The organism is Paraburkholderia sp. DD10 (genome assembly GCF_049177125.1).
In the GTDB taxonomy this organism is placed as follows: domain Bacteria; phylum Pseudomonadota; class Gammaproteobacteria; order Burkholderiales; family Burkholderiaceae; genus Paraburkholderia; species Paraburkholderia terricola.
Genome location: NZ_CP185393.1, coordinates 2,231,856 through 2,248,711, shown reverse-complemented (window position 1 = coordinate 2,248,711; position 16,856 = coordinate 2,231,856). Strand labels below are relative to the sequence as shown.

The window sequence follows — 16,856 nt, the reverse complement described above, 5'->3', positions numbered from 1 at the left end:
TGCCACGCGGGCGCTGCGGTTTTAGCGTCCCGCGTGGTTTGCGATCAGCCGGCATCAACCGCTGTAACCGCTGTAACCGCGGGCGATTCCACCGCATCGTCGCGAGCCAGCAGCGTCTGCTTCAACGCATTGAGCGCCGGCGAAAAATGCCCGCGCCGCCACACGAGAAGCGTCTCGATCACGCCGATATCCGGTAGCGCATGAACCGCGATATTGCTGGCATCGGTCTGCAAATTCAGTACTGACCGTGGCGCCACGGCCACCCCCGCGCCCGCGGCCACGCATGCCACGATTGCGTGATACGAACCCAGCTCCAGCACGCGAGCCGGCCTCACGCCATGTTCCAGATACCAATTCTCGATGTAGCTCCGGTAAGCGCATCCGCGCTCGAACGCGATCAGCGTCGATAGCGCAATGTCCCGCACCTCGTGAATCGGCCGATGCCCGCGCGGCGTCAGCATCACCAGTTCTTCCCTGAACACCGACACTGTCTCGAACATTTCACCGAGCAACGCCGGATCCGGCGGCGTGGCCACCAAAGCCGCATCCACCTCGAACTCGAGCACCCGTTCGATCAGCTTGCCGGTCGTGCCGGTCTCGAGTTCCAGCGCGACAGCCGGCCACTGCTGGTGATAGCGCGCGAGCAAGGCCGGCAGACGCGTTGCCGCGACGCTTTCCATCGTGCCCAACCGCAAGCGTCCGCTCGGACGGTCCTCGCGAACCGCATGACGCGCCTCGTCAGCGAGCGCGAGCAGACGTTCCGCGTAGGGCAGCAGCGTCTCGCCGGCGGGCGTCAGCACGAGACGGCGGCCGTCGCGGATGAACAGGTCGGTGCCCAGTTGCTGCTCGAGCTGCTTGATGCGCGTGGTGACGTTCGATTGCACGCGATTGAGTTTGGCGGCGGCGCGCGTCACGCCGTTTTCTCGCACGACGGCGCGAAAGATGGTCAAGGCGGCCAGATCCACGATTCTCTCCTGGCGATGGTTGGCATCCAAATTATTCATTTTTCATGATCCAAAGGTCAAGCTAATATGCTTTGAGACCGGTGACCGCCGGGTCCGATATCATTTTTCGCCTGCTCATGAACGATCTCGCTTCCCCCACGCAGCACGTTTCGTCCGAACGGGACGCCGCCCGGCGCGCGGCGCTCGCCTGCATGGTGACGCTGGCCGTGGTCCTCGGTATCGGGCGCTTTGCCTTCACGCCGCTGTTGCCGCTGATGCTCCACGGCGGCGCGTCGGGTCAGCCGCAGATCGATATCCAGCACGGCGGCTGGCTCGCGTCGTTCAACTACGCGGGCTATTTTGTCGGCGCGGTGACCTGCGCGGCGCTGCGGGTCGAACCGGCGCGCATGGTGCGTGCGGGGCTCGTCGCCACCGCCCTGCTGACCCTGGCAATGGGCGTCACGAATCAGTTCTGGGTGTGGGCGGCGGTACGCTTCGTCGCCGGCGCGGTCAGCGCGTGGAGTTTCGTTTTCGCCTCGCAGTGGGGCTTGCGGCGGCTCGCCGAACTGGGCGCGCATGGCTGGGGCGGGGTGATTTATACGGGGCCGGGCTTCGGGATTGCCGGGACGGGTTTGCTGGTCAGCGCCGCCGGCGGCTACGGCGCCACGGCCGGGTGGATCGGCTTTGGGCTGATCGCGGCGGTGCTGTCGATCGTGGTTTGGCCAGTTTTCGGAGCGGCGGCGGGCTCGTCGGCGCGCAGTGGGAGCAGTGCGGGCAGTGCGAATGCGCGCGCGGCCGCTTCCGCCGGCGCAACCGATGCAAACCAGCGTGTTGCAGACCGACACGCCACGAGCCAATACGTTGTGGGCTCAAGCGTGGCGAATCCCGCTCTGGCGAATCCGACGCCGGCGGTCCCGGCCTCGGCGAACCCGACTGCGGCGAATTCCACTTCGGCAAACCCGACCTCGGCGAACCCGACTGCGGCGAATTCCACTTCGGCAAACCCGACCTCGGCGAACCCAACCTGGGCGAACGCAGCCTCGGCGACCCCAACCTCGGCGACCCCAACCTCGCCGACCCCAACGTCGCCGACCCCAACGTCGCCGACCCCAACGTCGCCGACTCCAACGTCGCCGACCCCAACCCCGCACCGCGCCGACGCCTTCTGGCTGATCCTGCTCTACGGCGTCCCCGGCTTCGGCTACATCATCACCGCGACTTTCCTGCCGGTGATCGCGCGCCATGCGCTGCCGGGCTCGTCGTGGCCCGATCTGTTCTGGCCGATGTTCGGCGCGGCGCTGATGGTCGGCGCACTGCTCGCGGCGCGCCTGCCGGTGCATTGGGATAACCGCACGCTGCTCGCCGGCTGCTATGTGCTACAGGCCCTGGGCATCGCGCTCGGTATCGTCTGGCCGACGGCGGGCGGCTTTTCGCTCGGCAGCATCCTGATCGGCCTGCCGTTCACCGCGATCACGCTGTTCGCGATGCGCGAGGCGCGGCGTCTGCGCGGCGACGACGCGGCCGGTCTGATGGGCTACGCGACGGCGGCCTACGGCGTCGGTCAGATCGTCGGTCCGCTTGTCGCCGCGCCGATCGCTGAACGAACCGGATCGTTTTCGCCCGCCTTGTGGCTGGCGGCGGGCGCGTTGCTGCTGGGCGCGGCCGGGCTGATCGTCGTGACGCGGATGTCGCGCGGACGCGGCCGGATGCCCGCCTGCAACTGCGGTTGAGGGAAGGATCGAGGCGACCGGAGAGGGCATGTTCGCGACCACCGCCGGTTGCCCGCCTGCCGCTGCAACGTATGGCGTGCCGAGCTAAGGGGCGCTCGCCGTAACTGTCCTGGGTGGCCGCTTGCAACTGCGATTAATGGGCGTATCGACGCGTCCGTAGCGGACATGTTCGCGACCACCGCCGGTTGCCGCTGCAACGCATGGCGTGCCAAGCCAGGGGCGTTCGCCGTAACCGTCACCGGATTGCGATTAATGGGCGTATCGACGCGTCCGTAGCGAACCTGTCCGCTGTCACCGCCGGTTGCCCGCTTGCCGCTGCAACGAATGGCGTGTCGAACCCGCCGCAAGGCCCATCGCCGCAACCATCGCCGAATGCGCGATTGATACTGCTGCCGACCGCCGCCCCTAAACCGTAAGTGGCCGCGCGCCATCGCCGCGATGGTCGACGCATGCCCCCTCGGCCGCAGCGACCAACGCATCGACCAACGGCAAGTCAAACCGCCACCGGACCGCCACCCAACCCACCGCCAAAAAAACAAATCACCCCGCAGCGCTCTAAAATGACCGCTTTTCCGCCATCTCAGCGCGCCCGTCGCCGGACGCGCCGCCATCCATGCAACATTTCGCGTCCGACAACTACGCCGGCATCTGTCCCGAAGCGCTCGAGGCGCTGATCGCCGCCAACCACAGCGGCCACGAACCGGCCTACGGCGACGACTCCTGGACCAACCAGGTCTGCGACCGTCTGCGCGAACTGTTCCAGACCGACTGCGAAGTGTTCTTCGTGTTCAACGGCACGGCGGCCAATTCGCTGGCGCTCGCGTCGCTGTGTCAGTCGTACCACTCGGTGATCTGCCACGAACTCGCGCACATCGAAACCGACGAATGCGGCGGCCCGGAATTCTTCTCGGGCGGCTCGAAGCTGCTGACCGCGCCGGGCGTCGGCGGCAAGCTCACGCCGGAGGCGATCGAAGCGGTCATCACGCGCCGCGCCGACATCCATTACCCCAAGCCGAAGGTCGTCACGCTGACCCAATCGACGGAAGTCGGCACCGTCTACAGCGTCGACGAAGTGCGGGCGATCACGGCAACCGCCAAACGGCGTCATCTGAAAGTGCATATGGACGGCGCGCGTTTTGCGAACGCGGTCGCCGCGCTCGACGTGCATCCGTCGGAGATCACGTGGCGCGCGGGCGTCGACGTGTTGTGCTTCGGCGGCACCAAGAACGGCTTGCCGGTCGGTGAAGCGGTGGTGTTTTTCGACCGGACGCTCGCCGACGATTTCGCCTACCGGCTGAAGCAGGCCGGCCAACTGGCCTCGAAGATGCGCTTCATCTCCGCGCCCTGGCTCGGTCTGCTCGATAACGACGTGTGGCTGCGCAACGCGCGTCATGCGAACGCAATGGCGCAATTGCTGCAGACGCGGTTGCGGGAAATCCCCGGCGTGAGCATCATGTTCTCCGCGGAATCGAACGCGGTCTTCGCGCAGTTGCCCCCGCAAGCCGCGAGCGCGATGCGCACGCGCGGCTGGAAGTTCTACGAGTTCATCGGCGCGGGCGGTTGCCGGCTGATGTGCGCGTGGGACACGCAGCCGGAAACCGTCGAGCGTTTCGCCGCCGAACTGCGGGACCTGTGCGCGGCGTGAGTTCGTATTGGAGTTGGACGCCGCATCGGTGCCGCGCTCGCGTTGGGATCGCGCGCCGACCGCGGTGCTGAAGCCGCATACCGAGCGAAGTGCGATAGCCGCACGTTGAAGTCAGGCGTAAAACCAGCCACGGAACCACCTGCTGAACACCCGCATCGCACGACCTGCACGACCTGCACGACCTGCACGACCTGCACGACCTGCACGACCTGCACGACCTGCACGACCTGCACGACCTGCACGACACGCAAAAACCTAGCCGGCCCAACACCACGAACTACGCCACGAAACGCGCCCACTCGCCATGACCGAATACCGATTTTGTCCGCGCTGTTCCACGCCGTTGATCGAACGCGCCGATGCCGAGCATGAAGGCGGCCGCATCCGTCAAACCTGTCCCGATACGGCATGCGGCTACGTCCACTGGAATAACCCGCTGCCGGTGGTCGCGGCGATCGTCGAGTACGAGGGCAAGATTCTGCTGGCGCGCAACGCGGCGTGGCCGGAGGGCATGTTCGCGCTGATCACCGGCTTTCTGGAGAACGGCGAGACGCCGGAACAAGGCATTGCGCGCGAAGTGCTCGAGGAAACCTCGCTGCACACGGAGACCGTCGAACTGATCGGCGTGTATGAATTCATCCGCAAGAACGAACTGATCATCGCGTATCACGTGAAGGCGTATGGAACGATCGCGCTGTCGCCGGAATTGCTCGAATACCGGCTGGTGGAGCCGGCGAAGTTGCGACCGTGGCGAGCGGGCACCGGCCAGGCGCTCGGCGAATGGATGCGGCGGCGCGGCTTGCCCTTCGAGTTCGTCGACAAGCCGGGGCAATAACGCCCCCGCCCGGCGCACGCACACGCAGCCCAAACGCGGCCGCAACGCAACCCAAACGCAGCCCAAACGCAGCCCAAGCGCAGCCAAAACGCAACCCCACCCCCGACGCCACGCCACCATGAACAAACCCGCCCCCGCCGCCCGCGCCGCGTACCCGCATTTCCTGCCGATCACCACGCGCTGGATGGACAACGACGTCTACGGTCACGTCAACAACGTCGTCTATTACAGCTACTTCGACACGGTGGTCAACGACTATCTGATCCGCACCGGCGTGCTCGACTTCGAGCATGGCGCGACGATCGGGCTGGTGGTCGAGACGCACTGCAATTACTTTGCGCCGCTGGTGTTTCCGGATCGCGTCGAGGCCGGCTTGCGGGTCGCGCGGCTCGGCACGTCGAGCGTGCGCTATGAAGTGGGGCTCTTCAAGGAAGGCGACGACGAGCCCGCCGCGCAGGGCCACTTCGTGCACGTGTATGTCGATCGCGTCACGCGTCGTCCCGTGAGCTTGCCCGCCGATCTGCGCGCGGCGCTCGAACCGCTAAACGTAGCCGGGCAGGCGGGCTAGGCGCGTGCAGTCGTTCGTCATCAATCTGCTCAACGGTGTCAGCTACGGCTTGCTGCTGTTCATGCTGTCGGCCGGCTTGACGCTGATTTTCAGCATGCTCGGCGTGCTGAATTTCGCGCATGCGAGCTTCTACATGCTCGGCGCTTACGTCGGTTTCTCGGTGGCGGCGCATGCGGGTTTCTGGAGTGCGCTCGTGATCGCGCCGCTGATCGTCGGCGCAATCGGCGCGGCGCTCGAGCGTTGGCTGTTGCGTCGCGTGCGCGTGCACGGCCACCTCCCCGAGTTGCTGCTGACGTTCGGCGCGGCGTATCTGCTGGGCGAACTGGTCAAGCTCGGCTGGGGCTTGAGTCCATTGAGCGCGACGGTGCCGCCCGCGCTCGACGGCCCCTTGTTCACGCTCTACGGCGCGGCGTTCGCGCGCTATCGGGCGTTCATGATGGCGGTGTCGCTGGTGATGCTCGCGCTGCTGTACGCGGTGCTGCGCGTCTCGAAGACGGGCCTCATCGTGCGCGCCGCGCTCACGCACGCGAGCGCGGTCGAAGCGCTCGGCCACGACGTGCCGCGCGTATTCACCGGCGTGTTCGCGGCCGGCACGGCGCTTGCCGCGTTGGCCGGCGTGATCGGCGCGCCGCTCTTCGTGATCGAGCCGGCGATGGCGGAATCGCTCGGCTCCATCGTGTTCGTGGTGGTCGTGATCGGCGGCCTGGGCTCGTTGAGCGGCGCGCTGGCGGCGTCGCTGCTGGTCGGCTGCGTGCAGACCTTCGCGGTGTCGAGCGACGTGTCGCTGGGCGGCGTGCTGGCGGCGTTCGGCGCATCGCTGCCCGCCGAATGGGACGCCTTGACGCTCGCGCAACTCGCGCCGCTGATTCCCTATCTGCTGCTCGTCGCAATGCTGGCGCTGCGTCCGCGCGGACTCTTCGGGCGGCGCGACGAGCATGCGTGAGCCCTTCGGACCGTCCGCGTTGACCGCCACCTCCGCCTCGGCGTCGCGCCGCATGTGGCGGCTGATCGCGCCGTGGCTCGCGCTCGTGCTGTTCCTCGCCGTGCCGCCGTTCATCTGGCCGCAAAGCTGGCTGCTCGCCTATCTCGCGCAGACCGCGACGATGATCGTGTTCGCGCTCTCGTACAACCTGCTGCTCGGCGAAACGGGCTTGTTGTCCTTCGGCCATGCCGCTTACTCGGGACTCGGCGCGCTCGTCGCCGCGCACGTGTTCAATCGCGTCGGCGTGCCGCTCGTCCTGCTGCCGTTGATCGGCGGACTCGGCGGCGCGCTGTGCGGCGTCGTGTTCGGCTTCATCTCGACGTGGCGTGCCGGGACGGCCTTCGCGATGATCACGCTCGGCATCGGCGAACTCGTGTCGGCGGCCGCATGGACGCTGCCCGACTGGTTCGGCGGCGAGGCGGGCGTGGCGATCGATCGCGCGAGCGGCCACGCGCTCGGAAGCTGGAGCTTCGGGCCGGCCCGCGAGGCGTATGCGCTGATCGCGCTGTGGTGCCTGCTGGCGAGCGCCGCGCTGTTCGCACTGTCGCGCACGCCGTTCCTGCGCCTTGCCAACGCCGTGCGCGACAACCCGGCGCGCGCCGCGGCGATCGGCTGCTATCCGCGTCGCGTTCGCCATGGCGTCGTGGTGTTGTCGGCGTTTTTTGCGGGCGTCGCGGGCGCCCTGGGGCTGATCAACGTCGAACTGGTGTCGAGCGAAAGCGTCGGCATGATGCGCTCGGGCGCGGTGCTGATCGCGACGGTGATCGGCGGCACGGCGGCGTTCTTCGGACCGGTGGCGGGCGCGGTCGTGCTGACGTTTTTCAGCGTCGCGGTGGCGAGCGTCACGCGGGCGTGGCTGTTCTATCTCGGGCTGTTCTTTGTCGTGGTCGTGGTGATATCACCCGATGGCATCGCGGGCTTCATGCAACGGCATATCGCACGCGTCGCGGCATGCGGTTGGCGAATGTGCCGCGCCATGTATCTATGGGGCGCGGCTGCCGCGTTGCTGTGGACGCTCGCTGTCGTGCTCGCGGTGCAATGGGCATACGCGGTGCAATTCGGCATCGATGACAGCGCGTCTTTCGGCGTCGACGGCCTGCCGCTGTGGATGGCGTCGTCGGCGCTATGGTTCAGCGGCGTCGTATTCATGCTGGCCGCGTTGGGCGCACTGTCGGCGCGCTACGCCGTTCGCGCGCAAGCGCGCCTTGCGATGAACTCGCGCTCCACGCGAATCGCCGGAGACACGCAATGATCCCGGCGCTCGCGCTGTACGGCATCGAAAAACGCTTCGGGTCCACGCGGATTCTGCGCGGCGTCGATCTCGCGATCGAGCCGGGCGAGCGCCATGCGTTGATCGGCCCGAACGGCGCGGGCAAGTCGACGCTCTTCAATCTGATCGCCGGCGGCGCGCGGCCGAACGCGGGGCGCATCGACCTGTTCGGCGCGGAGATCACGCGACTCGCACCGGCCGCGATCACGCGCCGCGGCCTCGCGCGCAGCTTCCAGACCACCAGCGTGTTTGCCCGGCTGACGGTGTTCGACAACCTGCGCTGCGCGGCGATGCTCGCCGAGCGCGACCGCACGCGCTGGTGGCAGCGTTTCACCGGCTCGGCCACGGTGAACGCGCGCGCCGAGCAGGTACTCGACGCGGTGGGCTTGAGCGCGCGCCGCCACCTTCAGGCCGGCACGCTCAGCTATGCCGAGCAGCGCGCGCTCGACCTCGGTCTCGCGCTCGCGGGCGGCGCGCACACGTTGCTGCTCGATGAGCCGACGGCCGGCATGAACCGCGCCGAAGCGGCGCGCGCGATCGAGCTGATTCGCGCGACCACGGCGGGCCGCACGCTGCTGATGGTCGAGCACGACATGGACGCGGTGTTCGCACTCGCCGATCGCATTTCGGTGCTGGTACAAGGGCGCATCATCGCGACCGGCACACCGGCGGCGATTCGCGCGGATGCGGCGGTGCGCGCCGCCTATCTCGGCGACGGATTCCGCGCATGACGGCCTTGCTCGACATTCGGCAACTCAACGCCTGGTACGGCGCGAGCCAGGCGCTGCACGGCGTCACGTTGCGGATCGAGGCGGGCGAGGTGCTGGCGCTGGTCGGGCGCAACGGCTCGGGCCGCTCGACGCTCGCCCGCGCGATCATGGGCCTCGTGCGCAGCGAGGGCGGCTTGCATTTCGCCGGTCACGCGCTCGGCGGGCTGCGCACCTTCGAGATCGCGCGTCTCGGGCTTGGCTACGTGCCCGAACAGCGCGACGTTTTCCCGACGCTGAGCGTCCACGAAAATCTGCAACTCGGTGTCGTGCCGCATGCGCGCGCCCGCATGCCGCGCTTTAGCTTCGACGATGCTTACGCGCTGTTTCCCGTTTTGCGCGAGCGGAAGCGCACGCGTGCCGGCGCGCTGTCGGGCGGCGAGCAGCAGATGCTGACGCTTGCCCGCGCGCTGCTCGGCGACCCCGATTTGCTGGTAATCGACGAGCCTGGCGAGGGTCTCGCAAGCCAGGTGATCGCGCAGGTCGCGCAGTGTCTGCGCATGCTGCGGGATCGCGGCGTCGCGATGCTGCTGATCGAACAGCGGCTCGTGATCGCACAGGACATCGCCAGCCGGGTCGCGGTGATGGGGCACGGTGAGATCGTGTTCGACGGCGAGCTCGCGGTATTTTTGCGGCGGACCGAGGTGGCGAGGGAATGGCTTGGCGTGGGGTGAGGGTGGGGTGGTGCCTGGCTGGTTTATTGCGGTGTGGTGTTTGGGGTTTGTTGTCGTGACATGGCGTTCGCGTTGGCGTTGGCCTTTCCTTGATTTGTTAGTGGTCTATTGGCGTTGCCCCTGTGCGGGGCGGCACCTACTTTTCTTTGCCGGCCGCAAAGAAAAGTAGGCAAAAGAAAGCGGCTTACACCGCTAATTCTTAAGTGGGTCTCCTGGCTTGGAGGAGGCAGTGGTGCATCTGGAATCCGTGTTCTCGCGCACTCCGCGTTCGTGACACAGCAGTCATTCTTCCGGCGGCGCTGCGCGCGCCGTCGCGGTACTTTTGGCGATCTTCGGTGCTGGCTCGAGGGGAGCGCTAGTACTCCATCAAGAGGCATTGCCGACGCGAAGCTTCGCCCTCTGGATAATGCTTAACACCTTCGCCGGGCTCCGCGGGTAGATGTGACTCAGCAGGCTTAGCTCTCCGCTTCGGAATAAGAGGACAGCCCCCTGTGGCAAAACAGTGAACTCCTGGCGCGCACGGTTGCTGTGGCGTTCGTGCGTACGAAACGTGTTGCGAGCAGGAAATCGATCCCGTCCAGCCTTTTGCACGGGCTCCTTTCGTCTGCATGGCCTTGGCACATGAGCTACGTGTAAATGTCCGTGTTCGTCCTGGCGATACTGTGCCTGCAACTTGCCGGTCGGGTCCGCGAACACCAGAAAATGCTGCGAGCGCTGGTCGTATGCGGTCACCAGAAATCCTCCCCAACTGATCGCAGTGGGCGCAGCCTGGCAATTCAATGTTGTGTCGACGACGTCAGCGTCGGTGACCGGCTGCTCGCCGGAACTGAACAAGTTTCCCCATAGACTCCAGCGAGCATACTCATGCAACCCTTGGCGCATTGTCTCGCTGACTGGCGAGGGGAACCTCGCTATACACACCGAATCGCCGTCCGTGTACTCGATCCATTTCGATGCGTCGCAATCCACTTCGGTCACTGAATCCGCGATATCGGGCGTGCTTAGAATGGCGTAGGTCATAACTCTTGGGTTAAGCGCGCTATTGGCGCATGGCGAGCCGACAATGTCGGGCGACGTCATAGGCAACGGCGGAGGAAATCAGCGGCGCGGATAACGTCGGTGCCTGCACGGCCGACCTTTCATCTGAGCGCAATTCGCTTCTCTGGCCCTTGCCACGGCGGATCCGATCTGAACATGAAGCGACGCCTTCAGAGATTCTCGACGTTCCCGACGAGTCCGCGCACCGGTCGTTTGCCTGAACGTCGCCTCATGTGGACGTTGAGGCTTGCCGAGAACGAACCAACCCTTCCAGACTTTGCGCTTGTCTCTCTGATTCGAGAGCGCCCCGTAGTCGGCGGCGATCCGGTTTCTTCCGAATCGATAGCGCCAGCTCGAATAGATGTGCGCCTCGTGACATACGATCATGACGTTGCGGATTTCGAGCGCGAATGCCAGGGATTGAGCTAAATAAACAATAAGGTCCTTGGGCCGTAAACCGTGCCATTTCCGCGTCAGCGAACGAAAGAGGTCTTGCCCTCCGGCAGACCGATCCGGGCCTTGCACACATCCGATCAAGAGCCGGGGTCGACAAATCCATCCACCTATGTGCGCGAGCGAGAATGTGCATGAAACCAGGCGCCATCCTCCAATATCACGGATGCTGAGCGTCCAGTCGCCCTCCTTCTGGAATCGATCAAGCGATTCAATGAGCACATGCCAGTTCTCGGACTCGACTTCGAACTTGGCTATGCGGTGCCCATGGCCGGCAGCGAGACTGTTCACGACCCCCGGAATCGAAGTCCGCGTAAATGCCTGGTGTTGCGCGCTTACGATAAAAGCCTGCTCCGCGGTAAAACTGCCATGCAGAAAAGGACGGTGCATTCGTTCGAGCATGGTCGGGCAGTGTCGCGCCAGGTGTGCCAGAGGAGGTTGGGTGCACAAGCCAAGCCAACTGACAGTAGGCCGCCACCACAGCAGTGATCTGCAAAAGAACCGTAGACGCCTCAAGCGTTCAAATGACGATGAGCCGGGATAGGCCTGCTGCGCACTCGCGGTTATGAGCGAAATTGAGCGCAGCAGTGTCAGAGGATTGGCGGAAATACGTTGGAATGAAAACTGAAAAGTGTCCGCCTTCGATGTACCGGTGGGCACTTCCAATCTTCGCCGAGTTAGTTGCATACGTAACGCCCTTTAGTCTGGTCTGCCCCGTAGCAACGGGGGTACTGCGGAATTAAAAATAGGACTCAGTTTTCTACGGCGTTGTTCGATGCAGCAGCATCAACTGCTCGCTTCTCGCCCCAGTACTCAGCGAGATAATCCACGACGTCTACCGTGGACACGATGCAGGATGTCGTCGCATCTGGGCGCTGCTTCATGGGATAGCCCAACGGTGACCTGCCTTCCAGTGCTTGTCCCGGTTTGCAGAAAGGCTCGTCGCCCGAATCGTGGCCGTTGTATGCCGCGGAGCGGTGGCCGCGTGTCAACCAGCGCTCGTATTCTTGCCTTGTTTGCGGGACGTTAACGGCTAACGTGCTCGACTGTACGCCAGCCGATCTCTCGGAGAACAGCACGACCCTTGCGCCAGTGACACGCCCCTGTGCCAACGCGTCTTCGAGGGCCCATCCGTACTTCGATTCCCTGAAAACAGATTGGCCGATCTGAACCATGTTGCGGGCTTTCAGTTCATTACGGCGGCTCTCTAACGCTTCGGTTGCGACAAGTTCCGGCGAATTTTCGAAGTCCGGCAGATACGTACCGTGATTGGCGAACTGCCGGTAGTGATCCGCAAATGGGTTGGAGCATCCGCTAAGCGCCGAAACAAGCAAAGGGGCAATTACCGCGTGGATCGACTGCCGCGCCGTGAATAGCGCATTCATACGCATGGCCTTTGATAGTCGCTTAATCGTGGAAGAATGGCCGCGAGATCGATCACGTCTGCGTAGCTTCCTGGAAACCATTAATCGCGAACAGGGCATCCAGATACCTGAGACCAAAGAGTTCTGCGTCTGACTCCACGCCCAGCTTTCTCATCGCCTTCGATTTGTGGGCACTGACTGTCTGCTTGGCGCGGTGCAGCTTACGGGCGATCTCGCATACCGGAAGGCCGGATAGGAACAGCCGCAGGATTTCCGTTTCCCGTGCGGTCAGTACGCAAGATATGTCGAGATTGCCCGCCATTGGCTTTAGACACTGAAGAGCGGGAGATACGTAGATGGCGCCGGCGTGTGCCGCCTGGATTGCGTGCGCCAGGTGGTTGACGGCATCGCATTTGTGCAACACTGCGCCGATGCCTAAGCGCGACATCGTTGCCAGCAGCGCGGCGTTGTGCATGCAGACCTGCACGACCATTTTCAAATGAGGGTGAGCGGCACGAAGCGCGGACATCAATGAGCCGAAGCCGTCCCACCTGCACGAGCAGTGATCGATAACGAGCACGTCGCAGGGAGTGTCAGCGGCCAAAGTAAAGAGTTCGCTACTACTGTGTGCGATTCCGACCAGGTCGACGTCGTCGCATTTGCTGAGCGCGGACTCGATTCCCAGCGTAAAGAGCGGATGGCTATCCGCAGCGATGACTTTTATTGCCATGGGTCGTGCTCCAAAGCTGGTTCAGTTAACACGGGATGACGAGGGCGCGTAGCACGAACGGTCATTGGAAGACCGGGTGCATGACTCGATAGCCTGCTAAGGTATTCCATAAGCATGGCGTGACTCAATTGGACGCGTCCTGTTTTTGCCAATGTTTTTGGCCGAAGCAGGCGTCTCGATGTCAGCCATGAGATTGGAAATAACATGCGACGACCGCATGTTGAAGCGATAAAGCGTCGCAGTATTCGCAGACGCGTACCCGCGGAAACGCGGCGCGCACCGTCGCCAATCAATCGATTCACGACGGAGCATCGCCGAGGCGAAGCCGATGGCCCCCAAAGGCGCACAAACGCCCCGCCCCGTTGGTTTCCCTGGCAGCCCCATCCGCGACGCACGTAGTGCGGAGTGGGAGCTAATGACGGCTTTGTCACTAATGCGGAATGTGCGAGAACACGGATTCCAGATGCACCACTGCCCCCTCCGAGCCAGGGGACCCGTTTAAGAGCTAGCGGTGTGAGCCGCTTTCTTTTGCCTACTTTTCTTTGCGGCCGGCAAAGAAAAGTAGGTGCCGCCCCGCACAGGGGCAACGCTAATAGACCACTAACAAATCAAGCAAAGGCCAACGCTAATAGACCACTAGAAAATCAAGCAAAGGCCAACACCATAAAACCACAACCCCAAGCGCCGAGCAGGCAAAAACATCAACCTTCCTTCCCAACAATCCACTCATGCGCCGGATCATTCCGAAAATGCCAAACCCTCCGCGCCCCGGCCATGACATTCAGGTAATAAGAGTCATACCCATAAGGCACAACGACCGGATGATACCCACGCGGCACCATCACCACGTCATGATTCTCAACGGCCATCGACTCATCGATATCCCGCATGTCCGTATACACGCGCTGAAAAGCAAACCCCTGCGGCGGATCGAGCCGATGATAGTAAGTCTCCTCGAGCGAACTCTCATGCGGCACATTATCCGTATCATGCTTATGCGGCGGATAGCTCGACGCGTGCCCGCCGGGCGTCCTGACCTCGACGACAAGCAAGGACTCGGCAGGCTCCGTCTGCGGAAGAATATCGCATACGTATCGCGTATTCAGACCCTTGCCCCGCGTGGAGCGCTTCATCGAGGAAGGTTCGATCAACCTCGCGGCATGCTCGCCCTTCGCCGGCGCGCTAGCCACGCCAATCTCCGCATCCCGGCAGGCACGCACCGTCGCGCGCACGCCGGGCGGCAAATACACCGCATGCGGCGCGGCATCCTCGAACACGCTATCGCGCGAGCCCAGCGAGCTCCACGTCCGCTCCGCGGTTTCGATATCCACCGAACCCGTGAGCACGACAATGCACATCTCACGCGACGGCTCGAACAGATGCACCACCTCGCTCGTGCCCATCCGGTAGGCGGCGAATCCCACATACCGCCAGCACGCCGATTCCGGCGTCACTCGCGCGATCGTCTGGCCTTCGCGCTGCGCCTTCACCAATAAACTCATGCTGCCCTACCTTTGTAAGTGCTGTTTCGACAGTGCCTGACAGAAGCATTCCGTTGCGCAAGAATGTGAGTCAGGCGGCGGGAGGGGATGGTTTTCATGCTAGCTGCCGTCCATGGCTCCGGAGGCGTATCCCCCCTCTTCGCCATCCCTTTTTGACCACTGATTAGGCGCTGCGGATCATCGCTATGTAGGGCAGGGTTGGCATAAAAGGGTCGCCTGTAATTCGTAGAAGGAGAACCACCATGACCAACGTTGGTATTGACGTTGCCAAGGAGGTGCATTGGGTTTGCGCGGTAGATACGCAGGGTGTTCTGTTGCTCAATCACAAGCTCCTGAATACCCCGGCTGACCTGCAGGCTTTGGTCGATGAACTGCGAAGGCTGCCGGCGCCGGTACGCGTCGGCATCGACATCCTTGGCGGAATCGCCTCGTTGATTCAGGCAGTCATTCTGGAAGCCGGATTTGAGTTGCTGCACATTCCTGGTGTGGCCGTGAACCGTGCCCGCGAAGGAACTGCGGGTGGCGAAGCCAAGAGCGATCCCCGTGATGCGCGAGTTATTGCCGATCTCATCCGTACCCGGCGGGATTTGCGCAAGGTAACGGCGGATAGCGAAATCGATATCGAGCTTCGGTTGCTGGTCTCCCGGCGTCGTGACCTGACGGAAGAACAGACTCGCAGGTTGGCCCGCATGCATGACCTGCTTGCAAGCATCTTTCCAGAGCTCGAGCATTGTCTGGATTTGCGCAGAAAAACGGATCTCTCCCTGCTGCGCTGTTGGGTCACGCCGGAGGAGTTTCGTGCTGTTTCCAACGACCAGATTTTTGCTGAGCTGAAAGCGGGAAAAGTCCAGGCATTTGCACGCAAGCTCATGACACAGGTACGAGCCTGTGCCGGTAAGCAGACGATTGCATTGCCCGGCGAGCGATTGACAGCGAGCCTCATCAGGGAACTGGCTGATGAGGCGCTTCGCAATCGCCAGCGGGAAGCAGAACTGGACCGCGACATTGAAGCAAGGCTGACTACACACCCTGACGCCGCCCTCATTCGCAGCCTGCCCGGCATGGGGGCGCTGTTGACGGCAGAATTCATCGCCGTGGCAGGCCCAACGGTCCGCTTCAGATCGCCTGATGCATTGGCTTCGGCCGCTGGCCTGGCTCCCGTCCTGAAGCAATCGGGCAAATCCAGCTGGCTCAAACGACCTCAGAAGGGCGACAAGCGTCTCAAGCGGATCTTCTATCAGTCCGCATTCGCATCGATGCGCTGTCCCGAGAGCGCCGCGTTCTACGCACGCAAACGCAAAGAGGGCAAGCGACATCATCAGATCATCATTGCTCTGGCCAGACGACGCGTGAATGTGCTGTGGGCCATCCTCCACAACAGGACACCCTATGCCCCTAAACCGCTGCCGGTTGCTTGACAAAATCATTAGGCCGCCTCCTGATCAGTCTTGCTTGCGGCGCCGAGCGGTGCGTCGACCAACGTCCGCAATGTTCTGTAGCCCTTCTGCGCATACTCGAACGAGGGGGCCACCACCGGGTCCTGTTCCGCTTCCACCACGAGCCAGCCGCGATAGCCGTGCCGCTTCAACCGGTCGATGATCGCCGGGAAATTCACCGCGCCGTCGCCCGGCACCGTGAAGGCGCCATTGATCACCGCGTCGAGAAAACTCCAGTTGCGATTGCGCGCGAGCCTGGTCACCGCGGGGCGCACGTCCTTGCAGTGCACGTGGCATACGCGCGCGATATGTTTGTCGAGCACCGCGAGCGGATCGCCGCCGGCAAACGTGATGTGCCCCGCATCGAACAGCAGGCCGACAGCATCGCTCGTGCGCGACATCAATTGATCGACGTCGGCGGGCGTTTCGACATAAGCGCCCATGTGATGGTGGTAAGCCAGCCGCACGCCGCGGCTCTGCGTGTAACGCGCGAATTCATCGACACGTGCGGCATATTCAGCCCATTGCGCCTCGCTGAAAAAACGCGGGCGCTGATACAGCGGCTGCGGCGCGCCCTGAATCGAATCGGCGACTTCGCCGTATACCATCGCGGTCGCGCCGTTTTGCGCGAGCAGTTCGAGATGCGGGCCGACCGAGGCGATTTCTTCCTCGACGCTGCGCCGCGCGAGCCGGCCCGAATACCAGCCGGATACCAAGGCGAGGTCGTATTGCGCGAGCAGCGTCTTCAATGCCCGCGGTTCGCGCGGAAACTTGTTGCCGAGTTCGAAGCCTTGATAGCCGATCTGGCGGCCTTCCGTCAACGCCAATTCAAGCGGCGTCTCGCCGCCCAGCGAAGGCAGATCGTCGTTCATCCACGAGAGCGGATTGATGCCGATGCGTACGTCGAAAGTGGTCATG

The 16,856-nt window shown here is 63.5% G+C and carries 16 protein-coding genes; 9 read left to right on the top strand and 7 right to left on the bottom strand.

Annotated features, from left to right (window positions below; translation table 11 throughout):
- Positions 1 to 44: 44 nt before the first annotated feature.
- Entirely contained in the window at positions 45 to 965 is a 921-nt protein-coding gene (locus tag ACOCG7_RS25300; RefSeq protein WP_244744804.1) for a LysR family transcriptional regulator, read from the bottom strand.
- A gap of 116 nt (positions 966 to 1,081) precedes the next feature.
- Here ACOCG7_RS25300 and ACOCG7_RS25295 point away from each other — a divergent pair, with 116 nt between their 5' ends.
- From ACOCG7_RS25295 to ACOCG7_RS25260, 8 genes are all read left to right on the top strand, one after another.
- The gene (locus tag ACOCG7_RS25295) at positions 1,082 to 2,674 is read left to right on the top strand and encodes a YbfB/YjiJ family MFS transporter (protein ID WP_244744806.1); all 1,593 of its coding nucleotides are present in this window, start codon (positions 1,082 to 1,084) and stop codon (positions 2,672 to 2,674) included.
- A gap of 613 nt (positions 2,675 to 3,287) precedes the next feature.
- Positions 3,288 to 4,319: a threonine aldolase family protein gene (locus ACOCG7_RS25290; RefSeq protein ID WP_244744807.1), complete on the top strand. Its 1,032-nt coding sequence runs from the start codon at positions 3,288 to 3,290 to the stop codon at positions 4,317 to 4,319.
- A 304-nt stretch (positions 4,320 to 4,623) separates the two neighbouring features.
- Positions 4,624 to 5,154, top strand: coding sequence for an NUDIX hydrolase (locus ACOCG7_RS25285; protein WP_244744808.1), 531 nt, complete (start codon positions 4,624 to 4,626; stop codon positions 5,152 to 5,154).
- A gap of 118 nt (positions 5,155 to 5,272) precedes the next feature.
- Positions 5,273 to 5,722, top strand: coding sequence for an acyl-CoA thioesterase (locus tag ACOCG7_RS25280; RefSeq protein ID WP_083086636.1), 450 nt, complete (start codon positions 5,273 to 5,275; stop codon positions 5,720 to 5,722).
- A 4-nt stretch (positions 5,723 to 5,726) separates the two neighbouring features.
- Entirely contained in the window at positions 5,727 to 6,665 is a 939-nt protein-coding gene (locus tag ACOCG7_RS25275) for a branched-chain amino acid ABC transporter permease (RefSeq protein WP_347142887.1), read from the top strand.
- On the top strand, positions 6,658 to 7,956 hold the full coding sequence (locus ACOCG7_RS25270; protein WP_416448065.1) for a branched-chain amino acid ABC transporter permease: 1,299 nt from the start codon (positions 6,658 to 6,660) through the stop codon (positions 7,954 to 7,956). Before ACOCG7_RS25275 ends, ACOCG7_RS25270 begins: the two co-directional genes overlap by 8 nt.
- The gene (locus ACOCG7_RS25265) at positions 7,953 to 8,705 is read left to right on the top strand and encodes an ABC transporter ATP-binding protein (protein WP_154874529.1); all 753 of its coding nucleotides are present in this window, start codon (positions 7,953 to 7,955) and stop codon (positions 8,703 to 8,705) included. Before ACOCG7_RS25270 ends, ACOCG7_RS25265 begins: the two co-directional genes overlap by 4 nt.
- Entirely contained in the window at positions 8,702 to 9,415 is a 714-nt protein-coding gene (locus ACOCG7_RS25260) for an ABC transporter ATP-binding protein (RefSeq protein WP_244744810.1), read from the top strand. The genes ACOCG7_RS25265 and ACOCG7_RS25260 overlap by 4 nt, the downstream gene beginning before the upstream one ends.
- A 366-nt stretch (positions 9,416 to 9,781) precedes the next feature.
- On the opposite strand, the gene ACOCG7_RS25255 is transcribed toward ACOCG7_RS25260, so the two are convergent.
- The 5 genes from ACOCG7_RS25255 to iolB all read right to left on the bottom strand — a co-directional run bounded on the left by ACOCG7_RS25255 (position 9,782) and on the right by iolB (position 14,502).
- The gene (locus ACOCG7_RS25255) at positions 9,782 to 10,435 is read right to left on the bottom strand and encodes a hypothetical protein (protein ID WP_244744811.1); all 654 of its coding nucleotides are present in this window, start codon (positions 10,433 to 10,435) and stop codon (positions 9,782 to 9,784) included.
- Between the two features lie 78 nt (positions 10,436 to 10,513).
- Entirely contained in the window at positions 10,514 to 11,593 is a 1,080-nt protein-coding gene (locus ACOCG7_RS25250) for a DUF535 family protein (protein ID WP_244744812.1), read from the bottom strand.
- 65 nt (positions 11,594 to 11,658) lie between these two features.
- A complete protein-coding gene (locus tag ACOCG7_RS25245) occupies positions 11,659 to 12,291 on the bottom strand; it encodes a hypothetical protein (RefSeq protein ID WP_244744813.1) in 633 nt (210 codons plus the stop codon).
- A gap of 52 nt (positions 12,292 to 12,343) precedes the next feature.
- Complete coding sequence (locus tag ACOCG7_RS25240) at positions 12,344 to 13,000, bottom strand: response regulator transcription factor (RefSeq protein ID WP_244744814.1); 657 nt, start codon at positions 12,998 to 13,000, stop codon at positions 12,344 to 12,346.
- Between the two features lie 701 nt (positions 13,001 to 13,701).
- Complete coding sequence (gene iolB / locus ACOCG7_RS25235) at positions 13,702 to 14,502, bottom strand: 5-deoxy-glucuronate isomerase (RefSeq protein ID WP_244744815.1); 801 nt, start codon at positions 14,500 to 14,502, stop codon at positions 13,702 to 13,704.
- A gap of 242 nt (positions 14,503 to 14,744) precedes the next feature.
- Here iolB and ACOCG7_RS25230 point away from each other — a divergent pair, with 242 nt between their 5' ends.
- Positions 14,745 to 15,920: an IS110 family transposase gene (locus ACOCG7_RS25230; RefSeq protein WP_073432973.1), complete on the top strand. Its 1,176-nt coding sequence runs from the start codon at positions 14,745 to 14,747 to the stop codon at positions 15,918 to 15,920.
- A gap of 8 nt (positions 15,921 to 15,928) precedes the next feature.
- Here the strand turns inward: ACOCG7_RS25230 and iolE are convergent, their stop codons facing one another.
- Positions 15,929 to 16,855 carry a myo-inosose-2 dehydratase gene (iolE, locus tag ACOCG7_RS25225; RefSeq protein ID WP_244744816.1) on the bottom strand — a complete coding sequence of 309 codons (927 nt, stop codon included), beginning with the start codon at positions 16,853 to 16,855 and terminating at the stop codon, positions 15,929 to 15,931.
- Between the last annotated feature and the right edge of the window lies 1 nt (position 16,856).

Bases quoted from the DNA above. Each gene is read 5' to 3' on its own strand.
- ACOCG7_RS25295 (WP_244744806.1), top strand. From the start codon at position 1,082: ATGAACGATCTCGCTTCCCCCACGCAGCACGTTTCGTCCGAACGGGAC.
- ACOCG7_RS25290 (WP_244744807.1), top strand. From the start codon at position 3,288: ATGCAACATTTCGCGTCCGACAACTACGCCGGCATCTGTCCCGAAGCG.
- ACOCG7_RS25285 (WP_244744808.1), top strand. From the start codon at position 4,624: ATGACCGAATACCGATTTTGTCCGCGCTGTTCCACGCCGTTGATCGAA.
- ACOCG7_RS25280 (WP_083086636.1), top strand. From the start codon at position 5,273: ATGAACAAACCCGCCCCCGCCGCCCGCGCCGCGTACCCGCATTTCCTG.
- ACOCG7_RS25270 (WP_416448065.1), top strand. From the start codon at position 6,658: ATGCGTGAGCCCTTCGGACCGTCCGCGTTGACCGCCACCTCCGCCTCG.
- ACOCG7_RS25265 (WP_154874529.1), top strand. From the start codon at position 7,953: ATGATCCCGGCGCTCGCGCTGTACGGCATCGAAAAACGCTTCGGGTCC.
- ACOCG7_RS25260 (WP_244744810.1), top strand. From the start codon at position 8,702: ATGACGGCCTTGCTCGACATTCGGCAACTCAACGCCTGGTACGGCGCG.
- ACOCG7_RS25255 (WP_244744811.1), bottom strand. From the start codon at position 10,435: ATGACCTACGCCATTCTAAGCACGCCCGATATCGCGGATTCAGTGACC.
- ACOCG7_RS25250 (WP_244744812.1), bottom strand. From the start codon at position 11,593: ATGCAACTAACTCGGCGAAGATTGGAAGTGCCCACCGGTACATCGAAG.
- ACOCG7_RS25245 (WP_244744813.1), bottom strand. From the start codon at position 12,291: ATGAATGCGCTATTCACGGCGCGGCAGTCGATCCACGCGGTAATTGCC.
- ACOCG7_RS25240 (WP_244744814.1), bottom strand. From the start codon at position 13,000: ATGGCAATAAAAGTCATCGCTGCGGATAGCCATCCGCTCTTTACGCTG.
- iolB (WP_244744815.1), bottom strand. From the start codon at position 14,502: ATGAGTTTATTGGTGAAGGCGCAGCGCGAAGGCCAGACGATCGCGCGA.
- ACOCG7_RS25230 (WP_073432973.1), top strand. From the start codon at position 14,745: ATGACCAACGTTGGTATTGACGTTGCCAAGGAGGTGCATTGGGTTTGC.
- iolE (WP_244744816.1), bottom strand. From the start codon at position 16,855: ATGACCACTTTCGACGTACGCATCGGCATCAATCCGCTCTCGTGGATG.